Source organism: Streptococcus oralis (assembly GCF_019929345.1).
Classification (GTDB): domain Bacteria; phylum Bacillota; class Bacilli; order Lactobacillales; family Streptococcaceae; genus Streptococcus.
In genome coordinates this window covers 1-22,959 of sequence record NZ_JAHZPJ010000003.1, presented here as the reverse complement: position 1 = coordinate 22,959, position 22,959 = coordinate 1, and the positions used below count along the sequence as shown (strand labels likewise).

Sequence of the window (22,959 nt, the reverse complement as noted above, 5' to 3'; positions counted from 1 at the left end):
CTACCTCCTGTCCTTGCTATGTAGCACGACGACATAACCATCTAGGCAAGTTACCGAAACTTCCCTATCTATATATTCGTTAGAAGCATACACTTTTTTAAAGAAAAAATTCTCCTCTGTCAATTCGTACTTGGCACCGAGAATGGTCAGCTGGCTATCCCGAACTGGCATAAAAGCTAGATAATCGTAGTCCGAATGTGGTTCAAGTTGACTGGTTCCTTCTGGACAATAGGCAATCAAGTTTTGCCCATCCTCAATCGCTATCTGGCGCATATAGGGTGCCAACTTGGGATTGCTAGGCAGAAAGACATTAGCTAGCATATGATCAATACGACCACCCAAAGCCCCAAAAATAGTCACCTGAGCCTGAGAATTTTGCTCAAAGATGGTCAAGAGAGCTAGTTCCAGATCCGTATCATCCTTTTCTGGCTGGGCTTGGACAAAATGCCGGGCACGTTTTTGAATCAACTGACGCTCTTCTGCAGTCACAGAATCAAAATCGCCAACTGCTAGAGCAAGAGGAAGGTTTTCTTCCAAGACCCAGAGCGATCCTCGATCCACACCGACAAAGCTATCAAAATCCGTCCGATAATGACCACGGTCTCCGCCAGCAAAAACAGCTACTTTAGTCCAATTGTTTTCGGAGAGTTTGCACTCGTTCATTGACATCTCCCTTAAAGACATAGGATCCTGCTACAAAAACGGTCGCTCCAGCTTCTTTGGCTTTAGAAATGGTCTGGTCATCAATCCCACCATCGACTTCAATTTCAAAGTTCAAGCCTTTTTCCTCACGAAGGGCAACCAACTCACGAACCTTGTCCATGGTTTCAGGCAGAAAAGCTTGTCCGCCAAAGCCAGGATTAACTGTCATGACTAAGACTTGGTCAACTAGGTGAAGAACGTGCTTGATTGCCTCCACAGGCGTACCAGGATTGATAACAACCGAAGGTTTGACACCAAGAGAGCGAATCTTTTGAAGTGCTCCATGAATATGAGGTGTTGCTTCCACATGGATGCTGATGATATCCGCTCCCGCACGCGCAAAGTCTTCTAAATGGTGTTCTGGATTAGCTACCATCAAGTGGCAGTCAAAGACCATCTTGCTATGAGGGCGAAGAGCTTCAACCACACCTGCACCAAAACTTATTTGTGGTACAAAGTGACCATCCATGATATCGATATGGGCATACTCTGCCCCAGTTGCTTCTAGGCGTTTGATTTCACGTTCAAAGTTGGCATAATCTGCTGCCAGAATTGACGGAGCAATCTTGTATTGAGACATAGGTTTCTCCTTATTTTGGAATTTTTTTGCTGACTTTTTTATAGGTTTCTCTGCGATTTTCAATTTCACTGAGAAATTGCAGGTAGTTGTCAAAACGGAAGGTTGCAATAGCGCCTTCTTCTACAGCTGGCTTAACCGCACAAGACGGCTCATGGGTATGGGTACAAGTACGGAACTTGCAGTCTCGACTAACACTAGCAATCTCTGGAAAGGCCTGATTGAGGTCTTCAGCCGTTGACACTTCATAATCCAGTGATGAAAATCCTGGTGTGTCCGCGATTTTACCCCCATTGAGGTTGTAAAAACTAACCGCTCGAGTGGTGTGACGACCACGACCCAGACTGTCTGAGATTTCTCCTGTTTCAAGATTGAGGTCCGGTGCGATTTTATTGAGGAGGGTTGATTTTCCAACACCTGTCTGGCCCATAAAGACCGTCACTTTCCCTGTCAACAGGGGCAGGAGTTCCTCCTTACTGGTCACAAAGTCATAACCAATGGCACGATAGGTTTGTTGGTAAAAACTTAATTCTTCGCTATCTTCCAGCAAATCCATTTTAGAAATATAAACGATAGGATGAATGCCCTTGTGTTCCAAAAGAACCAAGAAACGATCCAGCAAATTGCTGTTGAAGTCCGGTTCCTTGACGGACATGATCACCACAGCTTGGTCAATATTGACAATGGGCGGACGGACCAGACTGTTTCTCCGTTCGTGAATCTTGAGGATATAACCTTCGGAATTTTCCTCGGCAGAAAAATCTACCCAATCCCCAACGTAGGGTGTATGACCTTTTTTGCGGAAATTCCCACGCGCACGTGTCTGATAGACTTGGCCATCACTCTCTACATAATAGAATCCTGCCAAGGCTTTAATAATTTGTCCCTGCATCTTAGAGTCCTTGTCCTTTAAGCGCATCTGCCAGACTGGCAAATTCTGCCAAGCTGAGAGCTTCCCCACGCACAGATGGAGATAAACCGGCTTGGTCCAAAGCCTTGGTCAATTTATCCTTGACTTCATCAGTTTTCCCAAAGTAGCCTGTCAAGTTGTTCCACAATGTCTTGCGACGATGAGTGAAGCTAGCCTTGGAAATCTTAAAAAAGAAGTTCTCATCTTTCACTGCTACAGCCGGCTCTGGACGGCGCACCATTTTTAAAATGGCTGAGTCCACGTTTGGGGCTGGCACAAAGACCGTACGAGGCACGATGAAGGCAACCTTTGCTGTCATATAATACTGCACCGCAATCGACAAACTACCATAAGCCTTAGTATTTGGTTGAGCGGAGATGCGATCCGCCACTTCTTTTTGCATCATGACGACAAACTCACTAAAAGGAATGCCACTCTCGATCAAATGCATGAGAATAGGCGTTGTGATATAGTAGGGCAAATTGGCTACTACCTTGATTGGCAGGTCAGGATTTTTGAAATTCTGGATATGCTGCGCCAAGTCAACTTTGAGAATGTCCTCGTTGACTACGGTAACATTGTCAAAATCACGTAAAGTATCTGCTAGGATTGGCACCAAACGGTGGTCGATCTCAAAGGCCATAACTTGAGCTGCACGCTCAGCCAAAAACTCCGTCAAGGCCCCAATACCTGGCCCGATTTCGATAACATTAACCTGATCGTCAATTTCAGCTGTATCCACGATCTTTTGAAGAATATTGGTATCCGTCAAGAAATTTTGCCCAAAGGACTTTTTAAAGGTAAAACCGTGACGCTCCAGCACTGCCTTGGTCACGCTATAATCTGCAATTCTCATTTATTCTCTTTTCTATTTGTTAGCTAAAAACAATCTATAAACCCAAATAATTACCAACACCAAGAGAAACCAAAATCTCAAAGGGATATGGTACTCGTCATCTTTAGATTCAGCACCGGTCTCATCGAGCACTTGCTCATCTTCTTTGCGTGGTGCTTGCTCATTTTCTTGGCCTTGCGCTTGCTCGTCTTCTTGATGCTGTTTTTGATTCTCTTCTTGACCTTGTGCTTGTTTTTCTTTTTGGTCTTGTTCTTGCTTATCTTTTGGGCCTTGCATTTTCTTCAACTCATCTTGGTATGCAACCGAGTCTAGAATATTATCTTCTGGCAATAATTTTGAGGCATAATAATCAGGAAATCCCATAGCAGACCAAATTAAGTTCTTTTCTGTTAAGGAAAAATCCAATTCTTGGGGTTGATTTTCCTGAATGGCTTGGATATTTTTTATAAGCTTACGCGAAGCGGTAGTCAATCCATCCATATCAGCAACTTCTAAAATATCAAATCCTAGCATGTCACCTGCTTTGACATTTGCAAGAATATAGCGAACAAAATCATCATATAGTTGCAAGGTCTGAGGAGCGTTCTGTTCTAAAAAGGAGCGATTTTGGGTGGCCTTTTTCTGGAATTTTTCAATAGGAAGTAAGATATTAAATTTTTTCCATAGAATATTAGGCATTCGCACATCTTTTTCATCCCAAAATAATTGCCAAAAATAAGGAATGGTGTAAACTCCCTCCGTTAAAATACGTACATCTTTCCCGTTTTTTAAATAAATATAGCTTCTATTTGCCATATCATTTCCTTTCACTATTTTTATGAAGGCTTTGCCTTCCGTCAAAGTCACTCCAAACAGGGCCAACTGTTTAGATCGCCTCTTGTTGTCAAAAAATCAATGCATATTGTTCTAATTTTCATTCATTATCTTTTAAGAAAATCATTTATTCTCTTTTCTAATAGGAACGGCGATATATCCAAACAAATTCATTTCCTCTAGAACTCTGATGAATCAGGTCTTTTAAATAGATATTGGGATTCGTCAGTTCTTTTGTTTCTGTATGATAGCTTGTTATTGTCTGCCCACCATGTCGGAGAAGCCACTCTGTATCCAATCTAGGCAAATATCTGTCCTTTTGAAGGAAATCACAAAATTCCTCTACTGTCATGTCCTCAGGAACTTCAAGTTCTACCTTGTGAGGCAGAACATCATCCCCTATACAGATAGACTCTCTATCAACGATTATTTTCATCCCTTGATCAACCTTTAGCTCTTCCTTCTAGTTCCTCACTGAACTGTTGCATTTCTTTAAACGCTTTGTCACTGACATAAACACCCGCTTTATAATACTCCGTCTGGTTAATGGCATAGTCAAAGATTTCAATCATTCCTCCAGCGTTTTCAATCATAGCGCTCCAATTTTCATCGAAAACCATTCGCAAACGTTTCCAATCAGTAAACACTGAAACCGAATTTCGTCCATTTTTTCCTTCTCTAGTCGGAAGATTAAATGTAGCTGATTCTTCTAAAACATGAGAATTACTTTCCTGACTAGGTTCAGGAAATCCTGATGTTGCATTTATAGGAAGAAGGAATTTAGCTTTTGGCATTGCCATTGAAAAGAACTTATAATAGAGTTTATAAATTAATTCTTCCTCTTCTGTAGTCGGTCTATCCATCTGTCCCATCAAAAGCATCCATCTTACAATATCAGGGTTCATAACAGGAACTTGTATCTCTGGCAAGCCTGAAAAATCTGGTTTTTGAACTAAAATAGAAGAACTTATACTAACTTCTTTGGTATTAAAGAATGCTCCTAAAGCACCATTCAAGTAAAAAGCTGTCCCAAGAAAATTCTCAATTCCTTTTTTATCTTCCGTATTTTCAATCCGTTTTACCACTTTTAATTGGTTTTCAATTGCTTCCTTATACTGATGATACCAACGAGGGGTAAATAGCATAATCATCGGGTCAGTGCATAGATAGCCTTCGTCACCTCTATCATATGTAGTTGAGAAAAGATAAGGTTCCCCAGTATTTTCTGAATAAACTGCATAAATCGAATCTGCTTCTAGCAACTTGTCCTTGACAATTTCTGCTAGACGCTCTGACTTACGAGTATTTTCTTGATTGCTCTCTTCACTTTTTGGTTTTTGACGGCAATCCCATAAAAAAGCCTGTAAAATTTCGATACTATCATCAAGACTAAGATTCTGATAGTCCTCATCGCTTACTTTACCTTCTTGAATAGTCACAAAAGTTCGATAGAGAGCATAAGCATAGCTAGATAAACGCTTTTTTTCATCTACACCAGGACTATAGAGCACACTTCCCTTTTTTAACTTAGCTAGAGAGGGAAGCATATCGATCTCTAGATAAACTAACTCCTCATCTCTAAGAGATTCCACATCTTTGTTTTGGCAAGTAAGTTTTTTTACAACTACAGTTTCAAGAGTATCCATACCTTGATCGGGATTGCAAAACTGAAGACGATCACCAACTGTCAAACTCCCTTCCAAAGTCGCAGCAATCAGCAATTCCCTCTTTTCTTTCATTGGAAAGAAACCCAAAACTCCTAGACAAGCATCTCCTTTGGTTTCTTCTGTTGTCTTCTGTGCTTCTGTCTTTTTAAAAAAATCAAAAATTCCCATTGCTTTTCCTCATTAATTTCACCCAAGTGCTGATTTTATCAATTATCTTTTTTTATCAGGCATGGTATTGAGCATAGTTGAAGCGTATGCTATTACCTCTATTGTAACACATTCCCTTTGTATTTTTGGGCTATCTGGTTATTGTTATCACTTTTCAGGACTCTCCAAACAGATTTCGATATCTAAATTTCTTTCCACTATTGAAGTAAGCATAAAATTTATTTTTCTAATTCTTTATAGATTGTCTCTTGAAAATGTCAGTTGTTCAAGTAAGGAATAGAGTTTTGCTTGCTCCTCTTCTTCGTAAGCAGATCTATTTGCTCTTACTTCCCTGCATTTCTCGTCATACAAAAAACCGTCATATCCATCTTCTGTAGATAAGGCTGTGTAGACTTTGGCCATTTCTTCAGGACTAATCGAAAAACTTGACTTGATTTTATACAAATTTTTCATAACAGTACTGAGGTGATCATAGCGGCGCATATCAACTTTGACATTGGTCACACGGATTGCCTGAATTTTGATACCTTTCCAATGTTTCCGCATATAAAGCGACAGCATCAACAAGGCTAGTTTATTCTGATAATAGGTCTTGGCAGGACTATAATGTTTTTGACCAGCTAAATTTTCAAAATCAAGCTTCATGAAAGGATAAAGCACCAGTCCTTGGGAAGAAATATTAATAATCCGACCACTTTCTGACTTTTCTAACAAGCCCCTCAACAAGGTAGAAAGTAAAAAGGGAGCAACCACATTGGTCGCAAATTGCTTTTCTAATCCCTCCCTAGTCAGGATGGGCTTTTTGACTGACAAATCAAAGTCAGCTGCATTGTTCATTAAAACATCTAAAGTCTCTTCTTTTTGGATATACTGTTCTACCGCTTTCTTGATACTTTTCATCTCAGATAAATCAACCAAGATATAATCTACATGCGGATTCCCTGTTTGTTGACGGATTTTCTCACAGGCTTGCTCAGCAGCTTCTTTTCGCCGGCAAAATAGGGTCACTGACCAGCCCTTTTCAGCCAACTGTTTAGCAGCCTGGTAGCCAATACCACTATTGCCACCCGTAATAATCACTTTTTTCATTTCTGACTCCGTTAGTCTGAATACTTAGCCATCACTTCTTCCACTTCTGCCAAGGTTATCCCAAATAACTCTAAGCGCTTGAGGAGTTGCTTGCCGTTGGAATAGCCGATGCGGAGCTGTTCGCCTAGATACTCTCTACGCCTACGACTGTCCGCTCCCGCCAAGAAACCTAGGCGAATCAAGTCAGCACGACTGATGTCAAACTCGTTCTCGTTTTCAAATTGTTCTGTCACCTGAACCAGCGCTGTTTTCAGGTCCTCATAGCTAGCATGTTCGATTCCCAGAGAACGTCCCTTGGACTTGGATTTGGGCACTGCCTCATCTCGCTTGAGAAAGGCATGCTGTACCGTTGGAATGGCCGTCATAATCATGCGACGAATCCGCTCCCCATTAAAATCTGGATCGGTAAAGACAATGACTCCATGCAATTCATGCAGGCGTTGGATTCGCTCTATATCCTGATCATTAATGGCCGAACCTCGTGTCTCATAGGTCTCTACATCAAAGTAACGTTTGAGATTGGCCGTATCATCGCGACCTTCGACCACGATGACTTGGGAAATTTTTTCTTTCATTACTTGCTGTCCAATCCAAAAATTCGCTCTGCATTTGCAGTCGTTGCTGCCGCCAGCTCTTCTGTCGTCATCCCACGCAAATCGGCAATAAAGTCCGCCACATAGCGTGTGTAGGCTGTTTTGTTTTCACGGCCACGTTTAGGAACAGGAGCTAGGTAAGGGGCATCTGTCTCAACGAGGATTTTATCCAAAGGAAGTTCCCTAGCAGCCTCTTGAATATCTGTCGCTTTCTTAAAGGTCACTACTCCTGAGAAAGAAATAGTCATGCCAAGCTCGACAAACTTCTCAGCCCACCCCAAAGAACCTGAGAAGGAATGCATAATCCCACCACGAGGACCAACGCCCTCGCTCTTGATAATCTCATAAGTATCTTCTAACGCATCACGGGTATGAACCACAAAAGGCAAATTCAAGTCCTTAGACAACTGAATCTGACGACGAAAAACCTGCTCCTGCACTTCCTTAGGTGCTGTCATCCAATGGTAGTCCAGACCAATCTCCCCCAAGGCAACAACCTTGGGATGTTTTAGTTTCTCAAGCAAGTAAGCTTCGACCTCGTCTGTGTAAGTCCCTGCTTCCGTCGGATGCCAGCCAATAGTTGCGTAGAGTTGCTCATACTCATCTGCCAACTCTAGGGCTCGTTCAATGGTTGGCTTATCAAAACCAACAATATTCATCCGAGTTACGCCCATCTCAGCAGCCAAAGCGATTTCTTCGGCCTCACGTCCTGCAAATTCTTCTACATTTAAATGTGTGTGCGTATCAAAAATCATCTCTTATAACCTCATTTTCTTCCCTCTATTATACCAAAAATAAGCATCCCTCGGCTTGTAAAAATATTCTAATACCAATCATTCTCCCTTGACTGCATTTTTTCAAAGCAGTATAATAACACTTATTGAAATTTTCAGCAAAGGAAAAGAAAATGTTTAGAAAATTAAAATATACCTTTATCGGTCGACCACTCAAGTCTCTCACAGACGGTGAAGGGGGATTGTTGGGAAAAATGCAGGCACTTGCAATGTTATCCAGTGATGCCCTATCTTCTATTGCCTATGGACCTGAACAAGTCATTCTCGTTTTAGTCAGTCTCTCTCCTCTCGCTATTTGGTGGAGCCTCCCTATCGGTATTTTTGTCCTCTTACTGCTCGCTAGTTTGACCATTTCCTATCGTCAAATCATTCACGCCTATCCTCAAGGTGGAGGAGCTTATATGGTCACTCGGGAAAATCTCTCTCCTGAACTAGGCTTGATTGCTGGTGGTAGCCTCCTTGTTGACTATATGCTGACAGTAGCCGTATCCGTTGCGTCTGGAGCTGATGCTATTACAGCAGCCATCCCTGCCCTCCATCCCTACAATCTTCATATCTCTATTTTCCTAGTCTGCCTGCTCATGCTCTTGAATTTAAGAGGATTGAAAGAATCTGCCAGCTCTCTGATGATTCCCGTCTACCTCTTTATCTTCAGTACCGTCTTTCTCTTGCTTTATGGGTTCTTTCAACTATTTACAGGTTCCCTAAACTATCAGGCGACTTCAACCATTGGACAAACTGTTCCGAGCCTTTCCATCGTTCTCCTATTGAGAGCCTTTACCAGTGGCTCTGCCTCTCTGACAGGGGTTGAGGCTATTTCAAATGCGGTACCATTTTTCAAAACTCCGAAAGAAAAGAATGCTGCTCAAACCTTGACCATCATGTCCCTCATTTTAGGATTTCTTTTTGCAGGCATTACCTTCCTAAACTACTGGATGGGCATCACACCTCAAAATGGAGAAACCATCCTTTCGCAAATGGCCAAGGGCATTCTTGGTGATTCATTCTTTGGTCATGCTAGCTACTATCTCTTCCAGTTCTCAACAGCCTTGATTCTAGCTGTGGCTGCAAATACTGGCTTTTCAGCCTTCCCTATGCTGTCCTACAATATGGCAAAAAACAAGTACATGCCCCATCTCTTTATGGAAAAAGGGGATCGCCTTGGCTACTCCAACGGTATCTTAACTCTGGCCTTTGGGGCTATGATCCTTCTTCTCATTTTTAATGGGAATACTGAACGCTTGATTCCTCTTTATACTATCGGGGTCTTCGTTCCCTTTGCCCTTTCTCAGACTGGGATGATTCGCCATTGGAAAAAGGAAAAAGGAGTAAACTTCTTAAAATCTGCCTTCGCTAATATCCTTGGGGCCATCATTTGTTATGCTATCGTTCTCATTCTACTTCTCTTCAGACTGGGGGATATCTGGCCATTCTTCCCAATTATCCTAGTTCTAACTTTCCTCTTTTTGTCCATTCACAGCCATTACCAAAAAGTGGCTAAACAACTACGACTCTATGAAGGCATCGAAAAACGTACCTACGATGGCAATCTGGTTCTCGTTCTAGTAGGAAATGTTACCAGAGTCAGCGTCGGAGCCATTAACTATGCCCAAAGTATCGGAGATGAAGTCTTAGCCATGCACATTTCTACTAAAGAAACGGCAGAAAAAGACCAAGAAATTCTTCAGGAATTTGCCGATTACTTCCCAAGTATCACTCTGAAGAACATCAACACCAGCTACCGCGACATTATCACCCCTAGCGTTAAGTATGTCAAACGAATCGCCCAAGAAGCTAAGCAAAAAAACTACACCGTTACAGTCCTTGTACCACAGTTCATCCCTAACAAGCCTTGGCAAAATATCCTGCACAATCAAATGAGTCTCAAACTAAAATACGCTCTCAGATGGCATGAAGACGTCGTTGTCGCCAGCTACTCTTATCACTTAAAAGAATAAACCATAACCACCCGTCTAACGGGTGGTTTGCACCAGGGCTATAAGCCCAAATTACCAGCCAGCGCCTAAAGACGCTGGCTTTCACGTTGTTCAATCCTCATTGCTCTTGACTCGTCACAAACCTCTCAAAGAGGTGTTCGCATTACTTACCACTATCCCTAAAGGGATCCTCATATTCTTTTACACTTAATTTATCTAGTGCTATATCATGCTTTACTCGTTCTCGAATTTTCATACTCGTGAAGAAATCATCCACTGGATATATTTCCTAATTGTGGCTTCATTAAGTCCTACTGTACTCACGTAGTAACCTTCTGCCCAAAAATACCGGTTCCTAAACTTATACTTGAGGTTGGCGTGTTTGTCAAACATCATGAGTGCACTTTTGCCTTTTAAATAACCCATAAAACTTGAAACACTTATCCTTAGTGGAATACTTACTAACATATGTACATGATTAGGCATTAAGTGTCCTTCGATAATCTCAACACCTTTATAACTACATAATCGGTGGAATATTTCTCCCAAACTACTTCGATATTGATTATAAATGATTTTTCGTCTATACTTAGGGATGAACACAATGTGATATTTACACATCCACTTTGTGTGATAAACTATGTGCCTTTTGTGCCATATTTTTCTCCTTTCGCTTTACAATTGGCTTGAACACCTTTATTGTATCGCGTTTGGAGTTTTTTGGTATAACCTTCGATGCGCACCCGCATAGTGGGTGGTTTATTTGTCTCGCACCTAACGGAGCGATACGGACTAATAGTCACATAACAACAAAAAGAAGCCTCAACCTCATGAGTTTTCAGCTTCTTTTTCTATTAGTTCATTGATACGTGAACGTGGTCATAGTGGTTTTCGGTTACGCTACCACGATCCGGCATTGGATTCCACGTGTAGGCTGGTCCATATTTACTATCATATGGAGCGTAGAAACGTTGTTTCCAGATGATGTAGTTGATACCACGGCTAGCCATATTTTGGACTGCATATTCTGCAATTTGATCTCCGAGTGCTGAACTCACTGGAACCATAAAGTCTATGGCCAAACCTTTACCATGGTCCCCACTGTCACCAGGACGGTAGCCGCTAAAGGATGTAATCCCAAACAAGTTGGCTACTTCTTCTTTAAAGGCTGCCGTTTGTGGTTGAAGACCAGCATTCTCAGACTTAGCTACAGCAAGTCCTGCATAGTCAGGAGCCGCTGGAGCCGAATACGTTCTTGAAGGAGTTTGACTTTGCTCTGCTTGATAAGTCGAAGTTGCAGTCTCAGAAATTGCTGTTGATGCCGCTGTTTCTTCTGTTGCACTTGTTCCTGTTGTATCAGCAGGCGTTTCAGTTGCTGGAGCAGCTGCTGCTGAAGTTGTTGCTGCCGTTTCTTCGGCAACTGGAGTCGCCACTTGTGGAGCTTCTTCTTCAACTGGACGAGTTGTTTCTGCTACTGGTGCTTCCGCTGGAGTTGTTGTTGCCGTTTCTTCAGCTACAGGTGTTTCTGTAGATGGTGTCTCTTCAGCAACTGTCGCTGTCTCAGAAACTTCTGAACTTGGTGCTACTTCCGTTGTTTTTTCGGTCTCTGTTACAGTTGGAGCATCCTCAATCGGTTGAGAAAGGTCTTCTACTTGAACTGTTTTTTCATCGACTGTCACTTGGTTGGTCGTCAAATCAGCTGTCGCAGTTGTCACTTCTTCACTAGCATCTGCTTGAGGAGTCTGGATTTTAACTTCCGTTACCTCTTCTGCCTCATTGACAGTTGTAGTGAGGACAGTATCTGGGAAAATCAAGTCCATATTAGTGATTTTGTTCAAATTAGCAAGAACCGTCACATCTACTCCCAAAGCTTCTGCAATCGTGCTCAGGGTATCACCATACTGAACTGTATAGCTGTTCTTGTTTTCGTTTTTAGTCACATCATTTTGAATTTGCTCAACGCTACGTGCTGTCCAAGAGATTTCTTGAGCTTTAGCTCCTAATGCGGGAGCAAGAGACAGGGCTACAGTTGAGGCTAAAATAATTCTTTTCTTCATTCGTTCATATTCCTTTCAAATGAGTACCTGTCTATCATAACACAAAAAAAGCAGAAAAAAAGCCCTCTCGGGCCTATTTAACAGAACTGTCTATTCCTTGTAACAAACTCGATTACTTGAAATAGTTTGTTAGGTTTCTGTCACAAAACTGACATAATCTTTTTATCGTTCGTCCTCAAAAATGCGTGGAGTATCTGCCAATCTTTGAATACTACGATTCCCTTCATAAGACGACTCTAAAAAATTGATACTTTGAAGGCCGCTATTCTGGGCAAATTCCACATCCAAAGTCCGGTCTCCTATATAGTAGGTGTTCTCAGGATCCAACTCATACTTGTCTAGCAGATAGGTCGCCGCTTCTGGACTGGGCTTGCGCGCAAAGCCACTCTGACTGGTTAAAATCTCTTTGAAATAGGATTCCAATCCCAAGTCTTTTAGAATGGTATTTGCATTGTCCCCCTTATGAGTATAGACAAACTGCTGAATCCCTGCTTGGTCTGCCCAAGCTAGCACTTCACGCGCACCTGGCACCAAAACTACCTGAGCATTCTTCTCAGCCAGGCTCTGGGCACGTACCTGATTGAGCACTTCCGCATCCAGATTTCTCTCTTCGGCCACCTGCTCCAGCAAATCCTGCACTGAATACCTAAGGATAAACTCTCTCACTTTCTCCTTATCATAAGGAATAGCAAACTGACCAAAAGTCTCCTCAATCCCGGACAAAATCGCTTCGTAAGAGTCCAATAAGGTCCCGTCTAAGTCCCAAATAAAAGCTGTTTCTTTCATCTCCTATCCTTTCAACATCATATAACGCTGGTAACGGTAACGTAGAAATAACCAGCGAAAACCGTTATCCAAAAGGGTTCCTGCCCAAATACCAGGCAAGCCCAAACCAAGAACAATACCCATCAGATAAGCTGTGCCAATGCGGATACACCACATCCCAATACTTGTCGCATAAAAGGGGAGGCGAGCATTTCCCAATCCCTGCCACACTGCCGTATATATAACTGTCCCTGTCGCCATGGGGGTTCCTAGTAGAGAGAACAGTGCCACCAAAACGCTCGCTTCGACCGCTACAGGATTGGTCGTATAGAGATGAGTCAATGGTGTCCCTAAGGCATAGATACTGAGAGTTAAGGGCAACATGAGAAGCAGGGAAAGCCAAAAGGTTTGCTTGCTTACCTCGTCTACTCTTTCCCAATTATTCTCTCCAACTGCTCGAGCCACCTGCATGACCGTCGCCGTAGCGACGCCAAAGGCAGGCATATAGTTAAACTGAGTCAAGACTTCTCCGACTGCATTTCCCGCTACTGCCTCCGTCCCAAAAGAAACAACCAAGGCAATGATTACTACATCTCCAGCCCGCATCATGAGACGTTCTCCTGCTGCTGGCAATGCCAAGGTCAGTAAGTCTTTATCGAGTCCAAAAGTCGGTTTCTCAAAAGGCAGCTTTAATTGCGACCACAAAATCACAAGACCGACTAAGCGAGACAAGATAGTCCCCCAAGCAACACCCGCTATGCCCATATCAAGGACAAAAATAGCTAGACTTGAAAAAAGAATATTCAAGGCATTGGATAAAAGACTAACATAGAGAGGCAGACGCGGATTATGCGTTGCGCGAATCAAGGCACCTAGACTCGTCATCAAGCCCAAGAGAACAATCGATCCACCCACCAAAGATAGGTAGAGCCCACCACTCTCAGCCACCTCCTGCTCAGTTCCCAAAAGTCCTATCATCTCTTGCCCAGCAAAAAGCGATAAGGCGCCTAAAAGTGCACTCAGCAATAGGGTTATCTTGAGAGCCTCTGTCACGTGATAGGCCAACTTGGACTGATCTTTCTGCCCCAAACTTTTTGAAATAACACTGGAAATAGCAGCTCCCAGAGCGATAAAAATCGCCTGATAAATTATGATAATATTGCCAGCCACTGAAACACCTGAAATAGCGATTAAGCCCAAGTGAGCGACCAAGTAACTGTCCACCATGCCCATAAGCATCTGCAAAAAGTTTTCACCCATAGCTGGCAATGCAATATTAAGAATGTCTTTATTTTTCTTAAACAATTCTTCCTCCTGATGAAAAGAAACTCAGTTGGTTTCCCAACCGAGTTTACTCCCTCTGTCTTAAAGTCCTAGATAAGCCTCCACCGCTGCTTGCATATCAGCAGCTGCCACTGTTGTTTTATGACGAACCGTAGCTGTTTCAAGGCCATCAACCGCTGGTGGCACTGCCACTCCTGAAATGTCATGTAATTGAGCCAAGGCTTCAAAGTCTGTCAAGCCTGCTTTCCCTGTTACAGCTTCTACTGCAACCACTGGGAACTTGTATGGACTAGCTGTTGAAGCAATCACTGTCTTGGTTACATCCCCAGTAGCCGCTTGGTATTTTCTATAAACCGCAGAGGCAACCGCCGTATGTGGATCCTCGATGTAGGCATCTGTTTGATAAACACGTTTAATTTCTGCCGCAGTTTCTTCCTCAGCCGCATATTCAGCTGCAAAGAGATCCAGAATCGCTGCATCAAAGTCTATCAATTCATATTGTCCTTGTGTACTCAAGGCATTCATGAGTTCAGTTGTCTTAACCGCATCATTCCCCAAAAGATGGAAAATCAAGCGCTCCAAGTTTGAAGACACTAGGATATCCATAGATGGGCTAGTCGTTACCTTAAACTCACGTTTCTTGTCGTAAACACGTGTTTTAAAGAAGTCAGTTAAAACATTATTGTCATTGGAAGCACAGATTAATTTGCCGACTGGCAGACCGATTTGCTTAGCATAAAAGGCAGCCAAGATATTTCCAAAGTTTCCAGTTGGTACTGTGAAGTTGACCTTATCACCAGCCACAATCTCACCAGTCTTAACCAACTGAGCGTAGGCATAAACATAATAAACAATCTGTGGTACCAAACGGCCAATATTCATAGAGTTAGCTGATGAAAACTGTAGCTTATTGGCAGCCAATTTTTCACGAAGTTCCACATCGTTGAACATGTGCTTCACGTTTGTTTGTGCATCGTCAAAGTTTCCATCAATAGCAATAACATGAGTATTGTCGCCAGTCTGAGTGGTCATTTGCAACTCTTGCACCTTGCTGACACCGTCTTTTGGATAAAAGACGATAATCTCAGTTCCAGGCACATCCGCAAACCCGGCCATAGCAGCTTTTCCAGTATCACCAGATGTCGCTGTCAAGATGACGATTTTGTTCTCTAAACCATGCTTTTTAGCAGCTGTCGTCATAAAGTATGGCAAAATAGACAAGGCCATATCCTTAAAGGCAATCGTTGAACCATGGAACAATTCCAAGTTGTATTGCCCATCCAGTTTCACCAAAGGCGCAATAGCTGGAGTATCAAACTTGCTATCGTAGGCATTGTTGATACAGTAGTCCAACTCCTCAGCCGTAAAGTCATCTAAAAATGCTGATAAAACTAATTTAGCCACTTCTTGATAAGAAGCATCTTTCAATTTTTCAAAGTCCAAATCTACCTTTGGATAAGTAAGTGGTGTAAACAGACCACCATCCGTCGCCAAACCTTGCAAAATAGCTTGGCTGGCAGTTACTCTATTATTGGCATCACGCGTTGATTGATAAACTAATGTCATTACTCTCTATCCTTTATCTATAGTCTCTTCCATTATATCACGATTTTTCAGAAAATTCTCCCTTTATAAGAGAAATTATAGGCCCAATTCTTCTTTCAAAGGTTGTAAATAAATCATTTCTTGCTTATCTCTTTTCTCCAGTCCTTCCTCAGCAAGGATGAGTAAGTCTTTAGAAAACTCGAGAACCGCAGTTTCTTCCTCATTTGTGAGTTGTTTTTTAGAAAATTGTCGTCTCAAAAACTTGTAATCACGACCAGCTGTGGTAAAAAACGGAGCCTTTTGCAAATAAGTTTCTAATTGATCTAAATTAACCAACAATCCCAAGTGAAAGGCAGCAGAAGCAAAAGTCCTATCAAGAGGTTGCGTACACACACTACGAAACTCAACTGTTCCTCGAGTCGTTAAGTCTTGGTACTGGTAACTACGATGGGTTTGGAAATCCTTCTCCTGAGGATAGATTAATACTTCATCCCCATTAAGGGTAAATGCCTGGATTTCAGGTGTAGTCAAATAGTTCCTAGCCTGAACAGGATAAAAATAATAGGTCTGCCCATCACGCTCCGCTGTGAAAATCGCAGAATGATCTAGATAGTCAAAAAAATCCTCCTCATCCTTAAAGAGTCTAGCATTGACACCTACATTCTCTGGATAGATACCATGCATGGATTCTTCCCAAAAAATATCTCTCGAAATTTTGGTATCCCAATCTGCCCCCGAAAACTCAGAATTTGCAAATAAATAAGCTTTTGCTGCTTCAATTTGAGTAAAAGCGTTAATGACCCGCAGAAAGTTAGACTTTGAAACATCCAGTTGAACTTGGCTCCCACAGATAAAGGCTCCATATTCAGGAAATTGATGTAAGTCTGATTCAGTCACTTTTTTACTTAAGCTCAAGTAAGCCATCAACATCTGATAGCGGGCAGAAGCAACCGGTTGATTCTCGTTCTCTTCCCAGTATGGATGGATACCAGAACCAACGATTGCATGATTAGATTCACCCAATTTTTTCTGAATCGTATCCATATAGGCCCTAAAACGCTCTTCAACCTCTTGGATAGATTCGGCCTTTCCGAATGCAAACTCAATCGTCGTATAAGCAACCTCAAATAAAATCGTATCTTGGCTGACTGGATCAAGTAACTGAATTGGATTTCCAAAATCATCTACTTTTTCGATAGTAAAACCCAGTACTGATGGTAAATACCGAAAGAGATCCTTAACAACCTCGATATCCGTAGCCTCACCCTCTAAATTTACAATAGGATATTCTAACTCAATCCCAATAAATAAATCAGGCTCCTCTTTTATATTCTTTAAGTAACGTTTCTTTAGCAATTCAACAGAACGAGACATTAACCACCAAACTCTTTCATAATCAAAATAAATTGTGAATAAGTAATATTATACCAAAATTCCTTGCAAAAACGATTAGATAACATTAGGAAATGAATATTGAACATTTTTCAGCTCTATCATATTTGTAGTAGGTAAAGCCCCCATGCATATGGAACCTGTTTTGTCGTAAAAAAAGAAATCACTGCTAAACTATGTACCCCCACCTTGTCTTGTTTGCAGAAATCAAATGAAGAAATAGGATTTTCAAAAATGTCTAGAATTCCTTGCCTTGAAACGAATGGCATGCCTACTAGAATCCTCCTTAAAAAGCGCCTTTTCAGGTGCTATCATTGCTCAAAAATGGCGATTGCTGAGACTTCTCTTGTCCAGAAAAATCACCAAATTCCTCGTATCATTAATCAAAAAATTCCCCAAAAACTGATTAAAAAGACTTCTATGACGGATATTGTTCGTTAACTTTTCATTTCAACTTCATCTGTCATTCAAAATTTCAAGAATCTTCACTCTAAGAATCATTTTAGTCGACTCCCAGAGTTCATGTCATGAAACGAGTATTCACTTACAAAAGGAAAGATGAGTTTTATTGCACAAAATTGTGAGAATTTCAACATCATCACTGACCTTGAGGGTAGGACACAAGCGATTATCCGAAATCACTTTCTTCGCTATGATAGAGTTGTCCAATATCAGGTGAAAATCATGAATCAATTTGGCCGAAAATCCCATGAATACAGAACTATCAAACAATACTAGAAACTCATATGACACAATAGTCAGAAACTAGGCGATAAACGTGTTTCCCCCAAACTTTTTGCATGTATCTAACCCAAAAAGAGATTTAAGGCAGACTCTTGAGTCACTCAGAAGATTTGAAAGAATACGATAATCCCTATCAACTCTCGCCTCTCACTTCTAGAACAAGGAAGCCTGAAAAACTTTTCGGACTCATTGAGGACAATATTTATCGGATTCATCCTCTATTCAAACTGTCTTTCAAACCTGTCTTAAAATCAAAGAATCAAAAAAGAGAAAGAGAGGCAAAACCTTCTTTCTCCATTTTTTCTTTATTCTACATGTTTCGCTAGATCTTCCTGAGCTTTTTTATTGGACTCAGTTTTTTCTTTTTGCCATTTTTCATAAAGCTCTTGGTACTGTTTCGCAGTCACGGGATCTTTTTGCAACTCAACATATTTGTAGTTGTCCGCATCCCCTTTGTGTCCGACAAATGAGAAGGCTCCTGTGAACGGTACAGTCTTACGGAAGATTGGATTAGCTCCTCCACTTTGAACTGGCAGAAAGAGAGCACTATCTGTTAGCCAAGCTTGAACTTCGGCAAATTTCTCATAGCGAACCTGAGTGTTTTCAACTTCTTTATCTGCCTCATCCAACAACTTCTTGTAGGTAGAGAGACCGATTTTTTCCTTGACATCATTGTCTTTTCCTGGAGTCAAGCCAAGATTTTTTAACTGAGAACCAGAGTCCGGATCCAAGAGGTCAAGATAGGTTTTCGGATCTGAGTAATCTCCACTCCAACCTGAGATATCAATGTCATAGTCCTTTTGTTCGGCTGTATTGGCAAAGAAGGTTGCATTGTCTTTCTCGTCTGGAGAAAGTTGAATCACATCGATAACAATATTGTCTGATCCAAGTGTCTCTTCAACAGTCTGTTTGAAAGAACTGGCTTGCTGTACGTCCAACTTAGCAGTCTGATCCACCGGCATGTCTAAATGGATAGGGAAGGTCACACCTTCTGCCTGTAAGCTTTCTTTGGCTTTGGCAAATTCTGCCTTGGCTTTATCAGCATTCAAGAAGGCAGGCTGAGCATCGTTTAGATTGACATTAGCCCACTCTGAACCGTAGTTGACTATCTTTTCATTGACAGCATCTCCGAAGTTTTTCCCACCGATTTGAACAAAGTTACTTGGTGTGACTATGTTTCGAAGGATACGGTCAGCTCCATCTTCTCCATTTGTCTGTGCGGCATAGGCATGACGATCAAAGGCAAAGTTAATCGCCTGACGGAAGTCCTTATTTTGCATAGCTGCACGAGAATCCGCCTTTTCTTTATCCGTCTGTTTCATGGTTTGATTGTAACTTTGACGGTTGACATTGAAGAGATAGTAGAAAGTCACAGCGTTTTGAGGAGTATAAGTAATCTTATCTTCATTCCCTTTTTTCAACTGGTCAAAGACAGAGCTTGTCGGGAAAATACGTCCATCTGTGTAGTTGCCTTCTAAGAATCCTCGAGCCAAACTATCTTGGTCTGAACCATCATAGAAGGAAAGTTTTACTTTCTCAATCTTCACATTGTCCTTATCCCAGTAATTAGGGTTCTTTTCAAACTCAATTAAAGATTTTGATGTGAAAGACTTGAACAAGTATGGCCCATTTGACAGGATACTAGATGGGGTAACACTTCCAAAGTCATCTCCCTTAGATTTCAAAAAGGCTTCATTGACAGGGCTCAAAATCCCCCCTGTTGTCTTTGAATTCCAATAAGACTCTGGCTTGTTCAAGGTGTATTGGAGAGTATAGTCGTCCACTGCCTTGACTCCAACCGTCTCAAAGTCAGATGTTTTCCCCTCAACATAGTCTGTCAAACCTTTGATGGAGTCTTGTACCAAATACAAGTTTTCAGCCTTTTTATCCGCTGCATACTTGAGACCCGTCACAAAGTCATGAGCTGTCACTTCAGCGTATTCTTCTCCTTCAGAGGTATACCACTTAACTCCCTTTCGTATTTTATAGGTATAGGTCAAGCCATCCTTTGATACCTTCCATGACTCCGCCATAGAAGGGACGAGGTTCCCATACTTATCATTTTCAAACAAACCATCGATCAAGTTTGTCGTAATGCTAGAAGTCGAGCCACGTGTCGAAGTGATATAGTCTAATGTATCTGGATTGCTAGCAAATACATATGAGTAGGTTTTATCTGTATTTGATTGTGCCGAACTACAAGCCGCCATCAAGAAGCTTGCACTTAAAATTCCAGCCCCTAGTAGGAGGGCTTTTGATTTCTTCATAACTGTTCTCCATTTTTATAGTATATGAAACATTATACACTATTTCAGAAAAAATATAAAGCATTTAAAGACTGATATTATAGGAAAAAAGAAAAGCCAGTAGACTCGAGTTCCTACTGACTTCTTTGTTGAATTCGTTTGGATTATGCAGCCAAAACTTTGCGTCCTTTACGACGACGAGCTGCCAATACGCGGCGACCGTTTTTAGTTGACATACGGTTACGGAATCCGTGTTTGCGCGCACGACGAAGTTTACTTGGTTGATAAGTACGTTTCACGATGAATACCTCCTCATAGATTTTGTATTCGTTTAGCCGGCTATAAAGTGATCAGTTACTAAACATACTTTACTATTCTATCTGATTCTGCCACTTTTGTCAATAGCTCCAAGCAAATGTTTTCTAGCTTTTCCTATGAAAGCCCTTATCTACGATACTGTTTCAAGAAACGAGTCATCTTTTCTTGGATTTGCGCCAATTCGTCCACACGTGGGAGGTAAACGATACGGAAATGGTCTGGTTCTTGCCAGTTAAAGCCACGACCATGAACCAAGAGAACCTTTTCCTGCTTCAAAAAATCAAGAACGAACTGTTCATCATCATCGATGCGGTACATATTGCGATCAATTTTAGGGAAGATATAAAGACCTGCCTTTGGTTTGACCGCAGACAAACCTGGAATATCTTGAATGGCATTATAGATAAAGTTTCTTTGCTCGTAGATACGTCCACCTGGAAGGAGCAATTCGTCCACTGACTGGTGACCCCCTAGCGAGGTTTGTACAACTTGCTGGGCCAAAACGTTAGAACAAAGGCGCATATTGGACAGCATATTGAGACCTTCGATATAGCCCTTGACATGGTGCTTAGGTCCAGACAAGACCATCCAACCTACACGAAAACCAGCGATACGATGCGATTTTGACAGACCATTCATGCTGACACAGAAAACATCTGGTGCCAAGCTCGCCACAGGCGTGTGCACATGCCCATCCATCACCATGCGGTCATAGATTTCATCCGCAAAGATGATCAAGTCGTTTTGACGTGCAATCTCAATAATATCCAACAAGAGTTCCTTAGGATAAAGAGCTCCAGTTGGGTTATTTGGATTGATAAGGACGATTGCCTTGGTATTGGAAGTGATTTTTGACTTAATATCGTCAATATCTGGGTACCACTCTGCAGCTTCATCACAGATATAGTGAACGGCATTTCCCCCAGCTAGGCTGACCGCAGCTGTCCAGAGAGGATAATCTGGCATAGGAACCAAGACCTCATCTCCATTGTCTAAAAGCCCCTGCATGGACATAACAATCAGCTCACTGACACCATTTCCAAGGTAAATATCATCAATGTCTACATTGGGAAATTTCTTCAGTTGGCAATACTGCATGATGGCCTTACGTGCCGAAAAAATACCCTTGGAATCAGAATATCCCTCACTATCACGCGCATTCATAATCAAGTCATGAATGACCTCATCTGGCGCTGTAAAGCCAAATTCTGCTGGATTTCCTGTATTCAGACGTAAAATCTTTTCTCCGTTTGCTCGCATACGCATGGCTTCTTCCAAAACAGGGCCACGGATATCATAAGCAACATGCTCTAGCTTACTAGACTTGTTATATTCTTTCATCTTGTTTCCTCAATTCACCGAGATAGTAACATTATACCACTAGAAAGGGATTGCGACAAGTTTCCTGAAATGAGCAAGCAAAGAAAAAACTTACAACGACTAGGTTCTCACCTTCTAAATAACTAGAATACAGAAGTATTTTCTCACATACCAAAAGACAAACCTAGAAAGACCAATGCTAAAAAGGAATCATACAAAAGATTAAACATAAGAAAGAGCCCCCACGTGACCAAATAGTCCAAACGACCACTTCTCTTTGCAATCACAAATAAAATGATGTGGTAGACTAAATGAAAGAGAAGAAAGCCGACAAAACCTGGATAGAGAACGGGCACGACTCTTTCCAGCTGCCAAAGCATCACTACTTCTCCTACAAGTGACGCAAGGATAATTCCATGATAAAGAAAACTTATTTTTTTAGAAGTTTGAACAGACACTTTCATACTTTCTCATCCCCTCACTATGTTTCCTACTATCCCGTTTTCTTTTATTTTAACATATCTCCACCAAATCGAATCTCCGATAATATTTATCTAAAATATGATTTTTACTTTACTTCTTTAGTGAAAAGGGTTACAATAACAGTAAGAAAATTTCAGGAGGTTTCATTATGGCACAACGTTACCAAAATGTTATGGTCGCAATTGATGGTTCTAAAGAGGCAGACTTGGCTTTCGTCAAAGGTGTTTACACTGCTCTACGCAACGAATCCAAACTCACCATCGCCCATGTTATTGACACACGCGCTCTTCAAAGCGTGTCTACCTTTGATGCTGAAGTTTACGAAGAACTCCAAGTCGACGCTGAAAGTTTGATGAAAGAGTACGAAAAACGTGCAAAAGATGCGGGCGTGACCGATATTCATACCGTCATCGAAATGGGAAATCCAAAAACTCTCCTTGCCCGTACCATTCCAGACGCAGAAAATGTTGACTTGATTCTCGTCGGTGCAACAGGTCTTAATGCCTTTGAACGCCTCTTGGTTGGCTCTTCATCTGAATACATCCTCCGCCATGCAAAAGTTGATTTGCTGGTCGTGAGAGAAAGAGAAAAAACATTATAAGAGCACAAAAGGAGCCTGTTGTGAACTGCACCCCAAAAGTTAGACAGAAAAAATCTAACTTTTGGGGTGTTTTATTATGAAATTGAGTTATGAAGATA

General features: G+C 41.6%; 21 protein-coding genes and 2 pseudogenes. 3 read left to right on the top strand and 20 right to left on the bottom strand.

Annotation, left to right across the window (positions count from 1 at the left end):
• From K1I97_RS03290 to K1I97_RS03245, 10 genes are all read right to left on the bottom strand, one after another.
• Window positions 1-663 carry a thiamine diphosphokinase gene (locus tag K1I97_RS03290; protein ID WP_223331258.1) on the bottom strand — a complete coding sequence of 221 codons (663 nt, stop codon included), beginning with the start codon at window positions 661-663 and terminating at the stop codon, window positions 1-3.
• Window positions 626-1,282, bottom strand: coding sequence for a ribulose-phosphate 3-epimerase (gene rpe / locus K1I97_RS03285; RefSeq protein WP_223331257.1), 657 nt, complete (start codon window positions 1,280-1,282; stop codon window positions 626-628). The genes K1I97_RS03290 and rpe overlap by 38 nt, the downstream gene beginning before the upstream one ends.
• A gap of 10 nt (window positions 1,283-1,292) precedes the next feature.
• Window positions 1,293-2,171, bottom strand: a complete 879-nt coding sequence (gene rsgA / locus K1I97_RS03280) for a ribosome small subunit-dependent GTPase A (RefSeq protein WP_223331256.1) — start codon at window positions 2,169-2,171, stop codon at window positions 1,293-1,295.
• 1 nt (window position 2,172) lies between these two features.
• A complete protein-coding gene (gene rsmA / locus K1I97_RS03275) occupies window positions 2,173-3,045 on the bottom strand; it encodes a 16S rRNA (adenine(1518)-N(6)/adenine(1519)-N(6))-dimethyltransferase RsmA (protein ID WP_223331255.1) in 873 nt (290 codons plus the stop codon).
• A gap of 12 nt (window positions 3,046-3,057) precedes the next feature.
• Window positions 3,058-3,840: a dimethyladenosine transferase gene (locus K1I97_RS03270; protein WP_223331254.1), complete on the bottom strand. Its 783-nt coding sequence runs from the start codon at window positions 3,838-3,840 to the stop codon at window positions 3,058-3,060.
• A gap of 157 nt (window positions 3,841-3,997) precedes the next feature.
• The gene (locus K1I97_RS03265; protein ID WP_223331253.1) at window positions 3,998-4,294 is read right to left on the bottom strand and encodes a hypothetical protein; all 297 of its coding nucleotides are present in this window, start codon (window positions 4,292-4,294) and stop codon (window positions 3,998-4,000) included.
• Between the two features lie 7 nt (window positions 4,295-4,301).
• Window positions 4,302-5,693, bottom strand: coding sequence for an SseB family protein (locus tag K1I97_RS03260; RefSeq protein ID WP_223331252.1), 1,392 nt, complete (start codon window positions 5,691-5,693; stop codon window positions 4,302-4,304).
• A gap of 234 nt (window positions 5,694-5,927) precedes the next feature.
• Window positions 5,928-6,782 (bottom strand): SDR family NAD(P)-dependent oxidoreductase, encoded by an 855-nt coding sequence (locus K1I97_RS03255; protein ID WP_223331251.1) that lies wholly within the window; start codon window positions 6,780-6,782, stop codon window positions 5,928-5,930.
• An 11-nt stretch (window positions 6,783-6,793) separates the two neighbouring features.
• Complete coding sequence (gene rnmV, locus K1I97_RS03250; protein ID WP_223331250.1) at window positions 6,794-7,357, bottom strand: ribonuclease M5; 564 nt, start codon at window positions 7,355-7,357, stop codon at window positions 6,794-6,796.
• Complete coding sequence (locus tag K1I97_RS03245; RefSeq protein WP_223331249.1) at window positions 7,357-8,130, bottom strand: TatD family hydrolase; 774 nt, start codon at window positions 8,128-8,130, stop codon at window positions 7,357-7,359. Before K1I97_RS03245 ends, rnmV begins: the two co-directional genes overlap by 1 nt.
• 152 nt (window positions 8,131-8,282) lie before the next feature.
• On the opposite strand from K1I97_RS03245, the gene K1I97_RS03240 reads away from it, so the two are divergent.
• The gene (locus K1I97_RS03240; RefSeq protein ID WP_223331248.1) at window positions 8,283-10,127 is read left to right on the top strand and encodes an APC family permease; all 1,845 of its coding nucleotides are present in this window, start codon (window positions 8,283-8,285) and stop codon (window positions 10,125-10,127) included.
• Between the two features lie 142 nt (window positions 10,128-10,269).
• Here K1I97_RS03240 and tnpA read toward each other — a convergent pair.
• From tnpA to K1I97_RS03210, 6 genes and pseudogenes are all read right to left on the bottom strand, one after another.
• Window positions 10,270-10,764, bottom strand: a pseudogene (gene tnpA, locus K1I97_RS03235) (IS200/IS605 family transposase).
• 196 nt (window positions 10,765-10,960) lie between these two features.
• Window positions 10,961-12,163: a LysM peptidoglycan-binding domain-containing protein gene (locus K1I97_RS03230; protein ID WP_223331247.1), complete on the bottom strand. Its 1,203-nt coding sequence runs from the start codon at window positions 12,161-12,163 to the stop codon at window positions 10,961-10,963.
• Window positions 12,164-12,325: 162 nt separating this feature from the next.
• A complete protein-coding gene (locus K1I97_RS03225; RefSeq protein ID WP_223331246.1) occupies window positions 12,326-12,949 on the bottom strand; it encodes an HAD family hydrolase in 624 nt (207 codons plus the stop codon).
• 3 nt (window positions 12,950-12,952) lie between these two features.
• Entirely contained in the window at window positions 12,953-14,233 is a 1,281-nt protein-coding gene (locus tag K1I97_RS03220) for an MATE family efflux transporter (RefSeq protein ID WP_223331245.1), read from the bottom strand.
• Window positions 14,234-14,293: 60 nt separating this feature from the next.
• Entirely contained in the window at window positions 14,294-15,778 is a 1,485-nt protein-coding gene (gene thrC, locus K1I97_RS03215) for a threonine synthase (protein WP_223331244.1), read from the bottom strand.
• Window positions 15,779-15,853: 75 nt separating this feature from the next.
• Window positions 15,854-17,131 (bottom strand): gamma-glutamylcysteine synthetase, encoded by a 1,278-nt coding sequence (locus K1I97_RS03210; RefSeq protein ID WP_223331243.1) that lies wholly within the window; start codon window positions 17,129-17,131, stop codon window positions 15,854-15,856.
• 187 nt (window positions 17,132-17,318) lie between these two features.
• Here K1I97_RS03210 and K1I97_RS03205 point away from each other — a divergent pair.
• A pseudogene (locus K1I97_RS03205) lies at window positions 17,319-18,156 on the top strand (ISL3 family transposase); the annotation flags it as partial.
• A gap of 42 nt (window positions 18,157-18,198) precedes the next feature.
• Here K1I97_RS03205 and K1I97_RS03200 read toward each other — a convergent pair.
• The 4 genes from K1I97_RS03200 to K1I97_RS03185 all read right to left on the bottom strand — a co-directional run bounded on the left by K1I97_RS03200 (window position 18,199) and on the right by K1I97_RS03185 (window position 22,241).
• On the bottom strand, window positions 18,199-20,160 hold the full coding sequence (locus tag K1I97_RS03200) for a peptide ABC transporter substrate-binding protein (protein ID WP_223331242.1): 1,962 nt from the start codon (window positions 20,158-20,160) through the stop codon (window positions 18,199-18,201).
• Window positions 20,161-20,303: 143 nt separating this feature from the next.
• Window positions 20,304-20,438: a 50S ribosomal protein L34 gene (gene rpmH, locus K1I97_RS03195; RefSeq protein WP_000831905.1), complete on the bottom strand. Its 135-nt coding sequence runs from the start codon at window positions 20,436-20,438 to the stop codon at window positions 20,304-20,306.
• A 145-nt stretch (window positions 20,439-20,583) separates the two neighbouring features.
• Window positions 20,584-21,798, bottom strand: coding sequence for a pyridoxal phosphate-dependent aminotransferase (locus tag K1I97_RS03190; protein ID WP_223331241.1), 1,215 nt, complete (start codon window positions 21,796-21,798; stop codon window positions 20,584-20,586).
• A gap of 143 nt (window positions 21,799-21,941) precedes the next feature.
• The gene (locus K1I97_RS03185) at window positions 21,942-22,241 is read right to left on the bottom strand and encodes a hypothetical protein (RefSeq protein WP_223331240.1); all 300 of its coding nucleotides are present in this window, start codon (window positions 22,239-22,241) and stop codon (window positions 21,942-21,944) included.
• 167 nt (window positions 22,242-22,408) lie between these two features.
• Between K1I97_RS03185 and K1I97_RS03180 the strand changes: the two genes are divergently transcribed.
• Window positions 22,409-22,861, top strand: coding sequence for a universal stress protein (locus K1I97_RS03180; RefSeq protein ID WP_223331239.1), 453 nt, complete (start codon window positions 22,409-22,411; stop codon window positions 22,859-22,861).
• Window positions 22,862-22,959 lie beyond the last annotated feature (98 nt).

Excerpts from the sequence above, each read along its gene's own strand:
- K1I97_RS03255 (WP_223331251.1), bottom strand. The coding sequence starts at position 6,782 with ATGAAAAAAGTGATTATTACGGGTGGCAATAGTGGTATTGGCTACCAG.
- K1I97_RS03265 (WP_223331253.1), bottom strand. The coding sequence starts at position 4,294 with ATGAAAATAATCGTTGATAGAGAGTCTATCTGTATAGGGGATGATGTT.
- K1I97_RS03225 (WP_223331246.1), bottom strand. The coding sequence starts at position 12,949 with ATGAAAGAAACAGCTTTTATTTGGGACTTAGACGGGACCTTATTGGAC.
- K1I97_RS03290 (WP_223331258.1), bottom strand. The coding sequence starts at position 663 with ATGAACGAGTGCAAACTCTCCGAAAACAATTGGACTAAAGTAGCTGTT.
- rnmV (WP_223331250.1), bottom strand. The coding sequence starts at position 7,357 with ATGAAAGAAAAAATTTCCCAAGTCATCGTGGTCGAAGGTCGCGATGAT.
- K1I97_RS03245 (WP_223331249.1), bottom strand. The coding sequence starts at position 8,130 with ATGATTTTTGATACGCACACACATTTAAATGTAGAAGAATTTGCAGGA.
- thrC (WP_223331244.1), bottom strand. The coding sequence starts at position 15,778 with ATGACATTAGTTTATCAATCAACGCGTGATGCCAATAATAGAGTAACT.
- K1I97_RS03230 (WP_223331247.1), bottom strand. The coding sequence starts at position 12,163 with ATGAAGAAAAGAATTATTTTAGCCTCAACTGTAGCCCTGTCTCTTGCT.
- rsmA (WP_223331255.1), bottom strand. The coding sequence starts at position 3,045 with ATGAGAATTGCAGATTATAGCGTGACCAAGGCAGTGCTGGAGCGTCAC.
- rsgA (WP_223331256.1), bottom strand. The coding sequence starts at position 2,171 with ATGCAGGGACAAATTATTAAAGCCTTGGCAGGATTCTATTATGTAGAG.
- K1I97_RS03185 (WP_223331240.1), bottom strand. The coding sequence starts at position 22,241 with ATGAAAGTGTCTGTTCAAACTTCTAAAAAAATAAGTTTTCTTTATCAT.
- K1I97_RS03180 (WP_223331239.1), top strand. The coding sequence starts at position 22,409 with ATGGCACAACGTTACCAAAATGTTATGGTCGCAATTGATGGTTCTAAA.
- K1I97_RS03240 (WP_223331248.1), top strand. The coding sequence starts at position 8,283 with ATGTTTAGAAAATTAAAATATACCTTTATCGGTCGACCACTCAAGTCT.
- K1I97_RS03200 (WP_223331242.1), bottom strand. The coding sequence starts at position 20,160 with ATGAAGAAATCAAAAGCCCTCCTACTAGGGGCTGGAATTTTAAGTGCA.
- K1I97_RS03190 (WP_223331241.1), bottom strand. The coding sequence starts at position 21,798 with ATGAAAGAATATAACAAGTCTAGTAAGCTAGAGCATGTTGCTTATGAT.
- rpe (WP_223331257.1), bottom strand. The coding sequence starts at position 1,282 with ATGTCTCAATACAAGATTGCTCCGTCAATTCTGGCAGCAGATTATGCC.
- K1I97_RS03270 (WP_223331254.1), bottom strand. The coding sequence starts at position 3,840 with ATGGCAAATAGAAGCTATATTTATTTAAAAAACGGGAAAGATGTACGT.
- K1I97_RS03260 (WP_223331252.1), bottom strand. The coding sequence starts at position 5,693 with ATGGGAATTTTTGATTTTTTTAAAAAGACAGAAGCACAGAAGACAACA.
- K1I97_RS03210 (WP_223331243.1), bottom strand. The coding sequence starts at position 17,131 with ATGTCTCGTTCTGTTGAATTGCTAAAGAAACGTTACTTAAAGAATATA.